15 protein-coding genes are annotated in these 12082 nt (G+C 58.3%); 3 read left to right on the forward strand and 12 right to left on the reverse strand.

The features are described from left to right. Positions 1-38 precede the first annotated feature (38 nt). Positions 39-1229: an osmoprotectant NAGGN system M42 family peptidase gene (locus ASD60_RS24620; RefSeq protein ID WP_056856482.1), complete on the forward strand. Its 1191-nt coding sequence runs from the start codon at positions 39-41 to the stop codon at positions 1227-1229. A gap of 77 nt (positions 1230-1306) precedes the next feature. After that, positions 1307-1534, forward strand: coding sequence for a YheU family protein (locus ASD60_RS24625; protein WP_003199186.1), 228 nt, complete (start codon positions 1307-1309; stop codon positions 1532-1534). Here ASD60_RS24625 and csrA read toward each other — a convergent pair. From csrA to ASD60_RS24640, 3 genes are all read right to left on the reverse strand, one after another. Continuing rightward, positions 1523-1714 carry a carbon storage regulator CsrA gene (gene csrA, locus ASD60_RS24630; protein WP_056856483.1) on the reverse strand — a complete coding sequence of 64 codons (192 nt, stop codon included), beginning with the start codon at positions 1712-1714 and terminating at the stop codon, positions 1523-1525. The genes ASD60_RS24625 and csrA overlap by 12 nt on opposite strands. A gap of 151 nt (positions 1715-1865) precedes the next feature. Beyond that, the gene (locus ASD60_RS24635; protein WP_056856484.1) at positions 1866-2198 is read right to left on the reverse strand and encodes a YnfA family protein; all 333 of its coding nucleotides are present in this window, start codon (positions 2196-2198) and stop codon (positions 1866-1868) included. A 64-nt stretch (positions 2199-2262) separates the two neighbouring features. Continuing rightward, positions 2263-3078 (reverse strand): SDR family oxidoreductase, encoded by an 816-nt coding sequence (locus ASD60_RS24640; RefSeq protein WP_056856485.1) that lies wholly within the window; start codon positions 3076-3078, stop codon positions 2263-2265. Positions 3079-3363: 285 nt separating this feature from the next. On the opposite strand from ASD60_RS24640, the gene ASD60_RS28585 reads away from it, so the two are divergent. After that, positions 3364-3516, forward strand: coding sequence for a DUF3309 family protein (locus tag ASD60_RS28585; RefSeq protein ID WP_008060837.1), 153 nt, complete (start codon positions 3364-3366; stop codon positions 3514-3516). Positions 3517-3576: 60 nt separating this feature from the next. Here the strand turns inward: ASD60_RS28585 and ASD60_RS24645 are convergent, their stop codons facing one another. From ASD60_RS24645 to ASD60_RS24685, 9 genes are all read right to left on the reverse strand, one after another. Beyond that, entirely contained in the window at positions 3577-5676 is a 2100-nt protein-coding gene (locus tag ASD60_RS24645; protein WP_056856486.1) for an LTA synthase family protein, read from the reverse strand. A 436-nt stretch (positions 5677-6112) separates the two neighbouring features. After that, positions 6113-6718, reverse strand: coding sequence for an START domain-containing protein (locus tag ASD60_RS24650; protein ID WP_056856487.1), 606 nt, complete (start codon positions 6716-6718; stop codon positions 6113-6115). A 40-nt stretch (positions 6719-6758) separates the two neighbouring features. After that, a complete protein-coding gene (locus ASD60_RS24655; RefSeq protein WP_056856488.1) occupies positions 6759-7013 on the reverse strand; it encodes a YkgJ family cysteine cluster protein in 255 nt (84 codons plus the stop codon). A gap of 165 nt (positions 7014-7178) precedes the next feature. After that, positions 7179-7646: a hypothetical protein gene (locus ASD60_RS24660; protein ID WP_056856894.1), complete on the reverse strand. Its 468-nt coding sequence runs from the start codon at positions 7644-7646 to the stop codon at positions 7179-7181. 99 nt (positions 7647-7745) lie between these two features. Continuing rightward, on the reverse strand, positions 7746-9185 hold the full coding sequence (locus tag ASD60_RS24665; protein ID WP_056856489.1) for an aminotransferase-like domain-containing protein: 1440 nt from the start codon (positions 9183-9185) through the stop codon (positions 7746-7748). A gap of 203 nt (positions 9186-9388) precedes the next feature. Further along, positions 9389-10201: an OmpA family protein gene (locus ASD60_RS24670; protein WP_056856490.1), complete on the reverse strand. Its 813-nt coding sequence runs from the start codon at positions 10199-10201 to the stop codon at positions 9389-9391. After that, positions 10198-10554 carry a DUF4398 domain-containing protein gene (locus ASD60_RS24675; protein WP_056856491.1) on the reverse strand — a complete coding sequence of 119 codons (357 nt, stop codon included), beginning with the start codon at positions 10552-10554 and terminating at the stop codon, positions 10198-10200. Before ASD60_RS24675 ends, ASD60_RS24670 begins: the two co-directional genes overlap by 4 nt. A gap of 9 nt (positions 10555-10563) precedes the next feature. After that, complete coding sequence (locus ASD60_RS24680) at positions 10564-11391, reverse strand: substrate-binding periplasmic protein (protein ID WP_056856492.1); 828 nt, start codon at positions 11389-11391, stop codon at positions 10564-10566. 212 nt (positions 11392-11603) lie between these two features. Beyond that, the coding region (locus ASD60_RS24685) for an electron transfer flavoprotein subunit alpha/FixB family protein (protein ID WP_236708506.1) at positions 11604-12082 on the reverse strand (479 nt) is incomplete at its 5' end.

Here is a 12082-nt window from a genome sequence, read left to right on the forward strand (position 1 = left end):
CGTGGGAATGATCAGTGCTCACCCCATCAGGAGTTTCCATGACCATCAAATACCCAGAACCCGACCTGACGTACCTGCAAAAAGTCCTGCTGGAAATGCTCGCCATTCCCAGCCCCACCGGGTTCACCGACACCATCGTGCGCTACGTCGCCGAACGCCTGGAAGAGCTGGGCATTCCCTTCGAAATGACTCGACGCGGCACCATCCGCGCGACCCTCAAGGGCAAGAAAAACAGCCCCGACCGCGCCGTATCCGCGCACCTGGACACCATCGGCGCGGCGGTACGGGCCATCAAGGATAACGGTCGCCTGACCCTGGCCCCGGTCGGGTGCTGGTCCAGCCGTTTTGCCGAAGGCAGCCGGGTCAGCCTGTTCACCGACAACGGCGTGATTCGCGGTAGCGTGTTGCCCTTGATGGCATCCGGGCACGCCTTCAATACGGCCGTGGATGAAATGCCGATCAGTTGGGATCACGTCGAACTGCGCCTCGACGCCTACTGCGCGACGCGTGCCGATTGTGATTCGCTGGGCATCAGCGTCGGCGATTTCGTCGCCTTCGACCCATTGCCGGAATTCACCGAAAGCGGTCACATCAGCGCCCGCCACCTCGATGACAAGGCCGGGGTAGCGGCGCTGCTGGCGGCGTTGAAAGCCATCGTCGACAGCGGTGAAGAATTGCTGATCGACTGTCATCCGCTGTTCACCATCACCGAAGAGACCGGCAGCGGCGCGGCGGCGGCATTGCCGTGGGACGTCAGCGAATTTGTCGGCATCGACATCGCACCGGTCGCCCCGGGCCAGCACTCCAGCGAACACACCGTGAGCATCGCGATGCAGGATTCGGGCGGACCTTACGACTACCATTTGTCACGACATCTGCTGCGCCTGGCCAGCGATAACGACTTGCCCGTACGCCGTGACCTGTTCCGCTATTACTTCAGCGATGCGCACTCGGCAGTCACCGCGGGGCATGACATCCGCACCGCCCTGCTCGCCTTCGGCTGCGACGCGACCCATGGCTACGAACGCACCCACATCGACAGCCTTGCGGCCCTGAGTCGCCTGCTCGGTGCCTACATCCTCAGCCCACCGGTCTTCGCCACCGATGCCCAACCCGCCACGGGGTCACTTGACCGCTTCAGTCATCAGATCGAGCACGACACCCAGATGGAAAGCGATACGCGGGTGCCGTCAGTGGACAGCCTGGTGGGACAGCGCAACGACAATTAGCGATCCTGCAGCAGCTCCTGCTGGTGATGTGTTGCCAACCGCCGTAGCATCGCGCCATTGATTGATCCGAGGTGCCTATGCTGATCCCCCACGACCAACTTGAAGTCGACACCCTCACCCGCCTGATCGAGGATTTCGTGACCCGTGACGGCACCGACAATGGTGATGACACGCCCCTGGAGACCCGCGTATTGCGGGTCCGCCAGGCATTGACCAAGGGCCAGGCGCTGATCGTCTTCGACCCGGAAAGCGAGCAATGCCAGCTCATGCTCAAGCACGACGTGCCCAAACATCTATTCGACTGATTTTTTCTGTTTGGGCAGCTTGCGCTTGATGCGCTCGTAAACCTCCGAGCGATGCACATTGACCTCTCTCGGCGCTTCGACACCGAAACGCACGTTATTGCCGTTGACGGCGACGACGCGTATGGAAATGTTGTCGCCGATGGAAATCAATTCGCCCACTACGCGGCTGAGTACAAGCATGGCCTTGGTCCTTTCAGGTTTACCGAACCTTGAAGATGCCCGGCGCAGGCTTGGCCTTCAAGGCAGTAGCGGCAATCCAGACTGAACCTACAGCCAGCGGCCAACACACTGACGGAAACGTCTTACAGTGCAGCGCAAAGCAAGGCCCGTTTCAGGAGGCGGAAAATCGCGGGCCGAACAGGATGATGCTGGCGCCAATCACGCATAACGCCACCCCGAGCCAGTCCGAGCCCAGCGGACGAATCCGTTCAACCACCGCCAGCCAGCCGATCGAGGCGATGATGTAGATGCCACCGTAGGCGGCATAGGCACGACCGGCATAGGTCGATTCAATGCGGGTCAGCAACAGGGCGAACAACGTCAGGCTGAGCAGCGCCGGCACGATCCACCAGACGCTTTTACCCTGGCGCAACCACATCCAGAAGGCGAAGCAACCGGCGATTTCGAACAGCGCGGCCAGGAAGAACCACAGATAGTTGAGCATGCGAACGTCTCATGAGAGTGGCCGATGGCGGCCACCCTAACGATGCCATCGCTCGCCGGCAAGTTCAGCCTGCGGTTTGCTTGGCCTTGGCGCGCATCTTGTCAGCCATCAGCGTCATTTCGTTGTAGAGCAATTGCGGGTTCTTCTGCTTCAGTGCCCAGGCCATACGACCCTGCTCGTGGGGCAGAATCATGAATTCGCCGGCACCGACTTGCTGATAGATGTAGTCGGCGATGTCAGCGGCGCTGATCGGCGAACTTTCCAGCAACTTGCCAACCTGGGCTTTCATGGCCGGGGTCGGACCACGGAAAGAGTCCAGCAAGTTGGTCTGGAAGAATGACGGACATACCACGTGCACGCCGACTTCCTGTTGAGCCAGTTCGATCAGCAGACTCTCGGACAATGCCACCACACCCGCCTTCGCCACGTTGTAGTTGCTCATGGCCGGGCCTTGCATCAACGCTGCCATCGACGCGATGTTGATGATCTTGCCTTTGCTTTTTTCCAGCAGTGGCAGGAATGCCTTGCAGCCCTTTACCACACCCATGAGGTTTATCGCGATCTGCCAGTCCCAGTCCTCGAGGGACAGTTCGCTGAAGAACCCACCCGACGCCACGCCTGCGTTGTTGACAATGACATCGATGCCACCGAGTTTCTCTTCGCAAGCCTGGGCGAACGCGGTCAGCTGGCTGTAATCGCGGACATCGCAACGCTGGATGAAACCGTCGCCGCCCGCTTCGCGTACCTGTTTCAGGGTTTCCTGCAGGCCGGGCTCACTGACGTCCGACAAGGCCAGCTGCCAGCCTTCACGCGCCCAGCGCAGCGCGATTTCGCGACCCAGGCCAGAGCCTGCACCAGTGATCATCATGCGATTTTGCATAGCAAACAGCCTTGTTGTTCCGGGGAAGATGCGTCGAGTGTAGCGAAGGATATTGCGCGACCCACGCTCCATCAGATTGCTGAATGGCATGAGCAAACCGTCGGAAGGGCTGCATCAACTAACTAAAAAGAATTGGAATTGGCTTTGTTTCGAAAAACAGCAAAAAAACTTGGAATTTTCTTTCAAGCGCCATGGTCGGAAGTTTTAAGCGGCTCGAATTAATGGCATTCCCGCTGACTGATAACGGCAAAGTCATTCCTGAACTCTTACAGCAAGGAAACAGACATGGGCACAATTCTACTCATCATTCTGATTTTGTTACTGATCGGTGGTCTGCCGGTCTTCCCGCACTCCAGAAGTTGGGGTTATGGCCCGTCCGGTATCATCGGCGTGGTGTTGGTGGTGATACTTATTCTGTTGTTACTCGGCAAGATATGACGATTTAATCGGCAAAAAAAAGAGGCCTTTTCCAAGGCCTCTTTTTTATTGCGTCAGCGTTTAGTCCGGCGTGCCGTCCACCACACCAGCCGTGTTATCGATCAGGCTTTTGGTCGCTGTCTGCAGGAACGCTTCCAGCTTGGTCTTCAACTCGGCGGTGCGTGGTGCATCCGGTATAACCTCGGCGCGCGGTTTGGCGCCCAGTTCGTACTGATACATCTTCGGCGCCATGTCCTTGTCCTTCGGCAATACCAGAATCTGGTCAGCCGTGATGATGGCCGTGGTCTGTTCACTGCCGGACGGCTTGATCACGCCAAAACCGGTGTCACCTTCAGGCAGGTTGAGCAGGTCGCGGCCCCAGCACTGATGACGCACTTCGCCACCCAGACGCCCCATGATGGTCGGTACGATGTCGATTTGCGTACCCACTGTGTGGCTCAGCGTGCCGAACTTTTCCTGGATGCCAGGGGCAATCAGCAGCATCGGTACGTTGAAGCGCCCCAGGTCCATCTCGGTGATCTGCCGCTCGTTGCCAAACCCGTGGTCGCCAACGACGACGAACAGGGTTTCCTTGAAGTACGGCTCTTTGCGCGCCTGCTCAAAGAACTGACCCAACGCCCAGTCCGAGTAACGCATGGCGGTCAGGTGCTCGTTCAGGCTGCCACGATCAGTAACGGGTTCGACCGGCAATGGCGTTGGCAAGGCGTAAGGGGTGTGGTTGGACAGGGTTTGCAGCAACGCATAGAACGGCTTCTTGTCCTTGCCGTCCCGGGCTTTCAGCTCAACCAGACCACGGTCGAACATGTCCTGGTCAGACACGCCCCACGTCGGATCGGAGAACACCGGGTTGACGAAGTCGTTACGCCCGATGAAGTTGGTCATGCCCTGGTTGCTGAAGAACCCTGACTGGTTATCCCAGGCGAAGTCACCGTTGTAGACATAAACGTCGTCGTAGTCACGAGCGCTGAGCAACTGCGGCAAGCCCGACAACTTGTGGCTGCCTTCCGGGGTCTGCATCAGGTATTCGAAACCCGGCAGGTTGGGGAAGCACGCCATGGTGGCAAACATGCCCTGGTGAGTGTGGGTACCGTTGGAGAAGAAGCGGTCGAACAACAGGCCTTCCTTCGACAATTTGTCGAGGTAAGGCGTGATGTTGCCCGGGGCGCCCAAGGCACCCACCGAATGACCGGCCATGCTTTCCATCAGGATCACGACGACGTTCTTGATCGGCAGGGTCTTGTCGGTTGGCGGCGTGTAATCACGACGTACGGCGGCGGTTTCGCCATCCACCAGTTTGTCGTCCTTCATCACCAGCATGTCGCGCACGGTCTGCTGCGCCATGGGTTGCGGCAACGTGGCTTTCCAGATGTTGTCGCGATCCTCGGACATGCGGCTCTTCGCCGCCGCCACCAGGGAAAGCGTGCCGTTGAGGCCCAATTGGTTGGCGAAGTTGGAATCGGTGGTGTACACATCGCCCCAGCGCATCGGCGGACCTTGGCGCAAGGTGCCACGGGCTGCGACCACGCAGATCAGCAGGCAGACCACGAAGACCATGAGGCGTGCGTACCAAGGTGCAACCTGGCGCGTACTGATGCTGCCGCCGCTGAACGGGCCACGAGGCCGGGTCGCCCGGTCCGCGCCCTTGAACGCCAGGCTCAGGAGCCAGGTGCCAACGGCCCAGGCCAACAGGTAGCGAACCACCGGAAAACCATACCAGAGCATGCTCATCACGGTTTTCGGGTCTTCCTTCACGTACTGGAAGACCAGGCCGTTGAGGCGCTGGTGGAACTCTCGGTAGAAGTCCATCTCCATCAGGCCCAGGAACAACGCAATGCTGGACGCAATGGTCAGCCATAGGCGAAAGAACCCGCGTGCAGCCATGGCCCGCGCACTGAACAGCGCCAGGATCAACGGGATACTGAGGTAGACCACCAGCCGCAGGTCGAAACGCAGACCGTTGGAGAACGCTTCGACAAAGGTCGAGGCCGGTGTATCGAGGATCATTTCGCGGTTGTAGACCAGCAGCGCAAGGCGCAATGCGGAAAACATCACCATCATCACCAAGGCACACAGCAGCGTGTAGGCCAGATGCGATTTGACGGTCGGTTGCAGCAGGCGACTCGAAGCTCGCTGCTGACTCAGGGCGTCCGGGATTGCCATGTCGTTTTAGGACCCATTGGAAGTTGAAGTTTCAAAGTACAGCGGCGCCTTGCCCTCTTTTGGCCAATTCCTGGCTCCGGGGCTTGCGCGGTGCGCAAATGTTGCACGATCAACGGCGGCAATGCCATTGATTACTCTTCTGTCATTTCGACGCGGGCGAATTGTCTTGGAGGCGTTGTGAAAATTTTGTGCAACGCATATCTGGAAACACAATAAAGGTTTCGAGCTGAATGCAGGCTGCAATGGCGACTGACGGGCTAATGACGTATTTCCTGTAGGAGCACAGCTTGCTGGGGATGGCGGAGTGTCAGGCATCATGGATATTGAACGCGCCGCCGTCATCGCCGGCAAGCCGTGCTCCTACAGGTGTTGAGGTGGCCGCCGTTTTTGGGCTCGGCGCCCCCCCCTGCAGATCGGCGACAGCAAGCGCCGCGTTTTACTTCTCGGCGCGGGCCTTGAGATTTTTCAGTGTATTGAACGGCGCATCCACCACAAACTTGTTGGCAACCATCGAAGGAATACTGCCACCCGGTTCAGTGTGAACCTGATAAGTCACTTCGATCTGATCGCCCTTGGGAACGAACTTCCAGAAGCCATCGATCTTGCTGACCCGCACAAACCCCTTTTCTTCGGGAAGGTACTTGGGCACGCCTTCCAATTTGCGGGTCAGGCTGCCATCGGCACCTTCGATGGTGGTGACATGCAACACCGAGTCACGCGGGGTCACCGGCCATGGCGTATTGAATTGGGTGTAGGTCCAGCTCTGATCGCCTTCGTGCTTGAGCAACTTCTGGCTCTTGCACTCGTGAATCCAGGCACAGGCACCCGGTACGTCTTCCTGCAGCGCGCGCAACTTGGCCATTGTGGTCTTCATCAGGGTCACACCCTGGTAGGCCTTGTAGTCGGAACCCGCCACTTCACTCAGGGAGACCTTGATGCCGTCTTCGTTCTTGGCGACTTTCCAATCTTCGGCCTGTGCAACCGAGGTGGCCAATACAGCCGTCAAACCACACAGCACAGCGATACGATGCAGCGAACCCATAATGTTATTCCTTATTGTTGAAATTCCGTTCGTTGACACATTACGCCGCCGTCATCTGCTCCCACCAGCCAATCAGCCTGACCGCTTCCTCACTGCTGCTGCCACACACCTCAACGTCGGCCTCGAAGGCCGAACACACGGCCGGGCGCTCCGGTTTGCCGAAAATATTGCACAGATTGTCGGCAGACAATTGCAGGCAGCGCTCACCGGCGGCTTTGCCTTGAGGCATTCCGGGAATCGGCGAACTGATGGAAGGGGCAATGCAACAAGCGCCACAGCCCTCACGGCATTTCATGACGACAAGCACCTCACGACGAGCAATGTATAAAAGGACGGCGCACAGAGTAACCGCTAAAACAGTTGTTTTAAATTACCCGTCCATGGGTTTTTACCCGAACGGAGGCGTGACCGCCCAGTCTCCGACAAAGCGTCTGCCCTGCGGGTTGCGAATAGAGTCGACTTATCGCTTGAACTCAAACTCCAGCGCCGCGCCGTCGACTTCATGGCGTACTTCATTACGCAATTGCAACTGCATTTCGTTACTGATCAAACGACCGTTGAGCTGGAACTGGCTGCTTTTGTCACCGAACATTTGTGGTAACACAGGTTCGCGCTTAGGCAACGGCACAGTGCCGACGGGATCAAGCTCCTCAACCATATCCTTGGGCAGGCTTAGATCCAGGTTGGCTGAAGGAAGTTGGGTTTTCACCACTTCACTGGCCTGTTTCGACTTGGATGCAATCGGCGGGCGCTTTTTCACCGCCGCCGTTTTCTTCTGGACCGGTGCAGTTTTTTTCGCGGGCGCCGCTTTTTTCGTTGAAGTGCTCGCTGCCGGCTTTTCTTGAACAGAAGCGGCCAGAACGAATACCGGCTGAGCGCTGATGAACAGGCAGATCAACAAACAGGTGGTAGAAAAAATCGATTTCATGGATCCAACGGCGCACATCGCGCAATCGACAGCGGGGCCATATGCTCTCCTGTTGCAGGCGCCATGACAAGCGTGGGCAGGATTAACCTGCCCGCCACATCAAAAGCCGCCGGCCATCTCCTGGCAAAGCTGTGTGGCCAGCATGCCCAGGGTCATCAATGCGCGCTCGGCCTCGCGGTTCCACGGGATCCCGCAGTTGAGACGGATACAGTGATTGAATTGCTCGGTGTTACTGAAAATCAGCCCCGGCGCGATGCTGATGCCTTGCTGCAACGCACGCACGTGCAATTCCTGGGTGTTGACCCGCCCTGGCAGACTCACCCACAAAATGAAGCCGCCCGTCGGCCGCGTCATTTGCGTGCCCTCGGGGAAGTGCTGCTGCACCGCGAGCTGGAAGGCGCTGAGGTTCTTGCGGTACTCCTGGCGGATGTAGCGCAAATGGCGGTCGTAACCGCCATTTTCCAGATAAGCGGCAATGCCCATCTGCGTGACGCTGCAGGCCGAGTGGGTGCTGAACGTCTGCAACCGCTGAATTTCCTGTTGGTACTTGCCAGCGATCATCCAGCCAATGCGCACGCCCGGTGACAGGGTCTTGGAGAAACTCGAACAGTAGATCACCCGATCCAGGCGGTCATAGGCCTTGAGGGATTTGGTGCGCCCCTGTTCGAACATCAATTCGCCGTAGATATCATCCTCGACAATCTGGATATCGAAGTCCGACGCCAGGCGCAGCAGCTGCTTCTGCCGCTCCTCGGGCATGGTGCCACCGAGCGGATTACTCAGGCGGGTGGTCAGTACCAGGGCCTTGATCGACCATTGGTTGGCCGCCAGTTGCAGGGCCTCGAGACTCATGCCGGTGGACGGGTCGCTAGGGATTTCGATGACTTTGAGGCCCAGCAGGTCGGCCAATTGCAACAGACCGTAGTAAGTCGGTGACTCGGCGGCAATCAGATCGCCGGGCCGGGTCAGCACCCGCAGAGACATCTGCAAGGCGTCAACGCAACCGTGGGTGATAACCACTTCCGAAGGATCGACCACCACACCGGCATCGCGCATGCGGATTGCCACCTGTCGGCGTAACGGTTCGAAACCGGGACTGAACATGTAGCTGAACGCGCGAGGACTATGGAATCGGGTGACTTTGGCCAATTGCTGATGCAGTGCCCGTACCGGCAGATAATCGACACTCGGCACGGCGGCGCCCAAAGGGAACACACCTTCGCGGCGCGATTCGACCAACACCTGCTGGATGATACTGCTGCGCGTAACCAGACCCGGACGCTCGACCCGGGCGATATCCGGGGTTGGCGCGGTCAGGGCCGGCGTCTGGTGCACGTAGTAACCGGACTGCGGTCGGGCGCGGATCAGGCCCTGATCCTCGAGATTGGCGTACGCCTGCAAAACCGTGGCATGGCTGACATTGAGCTGCGAGCTCATCTTGCGCACCGAAGGCACGCGCTCGCCGGGTTGATAGACACCACGGCGGATGTCTTCTGCCAGCTGTTGAGCAATACGTTGGTAGAGCAAGAGATTGGTCATGACGCAGCACTCGATTTCACGGGCATTTTATTCTTGTGTGAAACAATACCGGAACAGTTTGGAAGTGTACTGGGACAGTTGTCACAATAGTCGACAGTACAGTGCAGTGTCAGCAAAAACTGTACTGTTTTTGCGGGGTATCTGGCAGGCGTAAAAAAACCCGGCGCTGTCTGGCAGGCCGGGCTTTCCAGTAACGCAACCCTTTAGCGGGCGGCGCCGAGCTGGCCCTTTTCGTCGGAGAACACAATTTCCACCCTGCGGTTCTGCGCACGGCCCCTTTCGGAGGCGTTCGCATCTACCGGGTATTCATCGCCATAACCTTCGACTTTGATCCGTTTGTCATCGATGCCCAGGTCCATCAACACATCAGCGACCGATTGCGCACGGTCACGGGACAGCTTGAGGTTTTCCTGTTTGCCGCCGGTACTGTCGGCATAGCCTTCGATGCGCACGACGCGTTTTGGGTTGAGCTGCAGGAACTGCACGATCTTCAACACTACGCGGTTGGCGGAGCTCTTCAGCTCTGCCTGACCGGTATCGAACAGCACATCGCCCAGGGTCATCACCAGGCCACGGTCAGTCTGCGTCGTGGCCAAGGCCACGATCTGCTCTTCAAGCCATTTGCCCTGCTGCTGCACACTGAGCAGCTTGGATTCGCGCAAGGCCAATTGCAGACGCTGACGCTCCAGTTCGAGCTTGGCTGCACGCTCTTCGTTAAGCACCTGATTGGTGTGCTCGCGGGCAATTTCGCTGTAGCGCTGGCTCAGATACGCGTAATGCACCACGTCAGAACCACTGCCCCAGTAAGTGGACAGACGGTCGGCACGTGCCAGGGATTCACCGGCACGAATCACATCCTTGGGCGCGATTCGCAGCACATTGGAGTCTTCCTTGACCTTCTGGAAATCGCTACCGGCCTGCTGCAACGCCGCATCGCTGTGCTGACCGGCGCAACCGTAGAGGCTCGCGCATCCAGCCAGAATCAAACCACCGAGCACTGTTGACTTGAGGTTCATTGGGCATCTCCCAACTGCTTGCGCAGACGAGTGATGCGGGTGTTGAGTACGTCCAACTGTTCCTCGCTCTTGAGGGTCAAGACCCGAGCCTCAGCCAGACGCGCATCCAGCTCGGCCTGCTCGGCCCGCATCCGCGCATTCTTGTAGGACTGGTCGTCCATGCTGCCCTTGGCTCGCTTGAACTTGTCTTGCGCCAGTTTCATTTCCGGCACGTCGTCGGCCGTTGCGCCCACAGCCTTGGCTTGTTCAAGCGCCTGTTCGGTGAGGCGCATTTGTTCATTCGGCGCCGGATCGGCTGCACAACCCGCCAGAGCCAGAATGGCCAGGGCAGCGAAAAGAGGTCGAATACTCACTAAAAATCCCTACAGTTTTGGGGCGCTGACAGGTTGTTTCTGCCGTTGAGAACGTTGAGCGTTCCAGCGCTCGATATTGCGCAACAGCACAGCCTCCGTCAGCCCGGACGCGGGCAATTCTGTCATCTTTTTGGCCAGCTGTCCGCGCAACCAGGGATCGTTGCATGCCGAGTTATGGGAAACCGCCAGAAACAGCCCGGGTCTGTCGACCGGTTGCGCTCGGCCGATCAGGTCGTTGGCCATGCCCAATGTCTGCGCCATCGCCATGCCGGAGTAACGTCCGGCCAGGACAAATTCCACCTCGCCCAGCAGTAGTTTCTGAAAGGCCTGAGTCAAATTGGCTGTGCGGGTAAGCGTCAATTTCTGCTCGGCAAATGTGCCAAAAGCCTGGGTCAAGCGAGACTTTTCCGACAAAGCGCCAGGATGACCTTGCAGGTCCTGCACGTCGTTGTAGACCAGTGGCGAATCTTTGCGGGTCCAGACCAGATAATCGTTTTCCAGCAAGGGTGGATGAATGTAATCCAGGGACTCCAGTTCACTGACTGTCAATGGAGCGTCGGCCAGCATATCCATGCGACCACTGCGAACTTCATCCAGCGCCTGTGAACGTTTGCCGGCGTAAAGCACCTCGACCTTGATGCCCAACTCCCCTGCCACTTGCTGCAAAAGATCGACACTTGCGCCGATCAGATGCTTGGGGTTTTCCGGGTCTTGCCACAGATACGGCGGCGCATCGGGGCTACCGGTCACAACCAGGCGCTCGCACTTGCCTGCTGCTACGGACAGCGTGGGCAACAGCGCCAAACCCAGCAAACTCCACGCGAGACGCAGATCCATGGCAATGCACTCCGGTTAAGACCGTTTATATCCTGTAGGAGCGAGCCCGCTCGCGATGGTCTCAAATGCACCGCGTGTATCCAGGATCGCCACGTCATCGTTGACGTCCATCGCGACGGTGCGACGATTCGACAGGCTCGCTTCTACAGGGCGAAAATACAAAAAAAAAGCCCGACCAAACGGTCGGGCTCTTTATAAGTGAAGCGGCCGGATTAGACCAGCTTCTCCAGCTCAGGAATGGCTTCGAACAAGTCCGCCACCAAGCCGTAATCGGCCACCTGGAAGATCGGCGCTTCTTCGTCCTTGTTGATCGCAACGATCACTTTGGAGTCTTTCATGCCGGCCAGGTGCTGGATCGCGCCGGAGATACCGACGGCGATGTACAGCTGTGGCGCAACGATCTTGCCGGTCTGGCCGACCTGCATGTCGTTGGGTACGAAACCTGCGTCGACCGCGGCGCGCGAAGCACCAACGGCAGCGCCCAGCTTGTCGGCCAGGGCGTACAGGTGTTTGAAGTTGTCGCCGTTCTGCATGCCGCGGCCGCCGGAAACGACGATCTTGGCAGCGGTCAGTTCCGGACGATCGGACTTGGCCAGTTCTTCGCCGACGAAGCTGGAGATGCCAGCGTCGTGWGCAGCRSCAACGGATTCAACCGAAGCGGTTCGATTTCGCCACCTTGTGGGGTATGGCG

The sequence above is a fragment of the Pseudomonas sp. Root562 genome (assembly GCF_001427125.1).
Taxonomy (GTDB): domain Bacteria; phylum Pseudomonadota; class Gammaproteobacteria; order Pseudomonadales; family Pseudomonadaceae; genus Aquipseudomonas.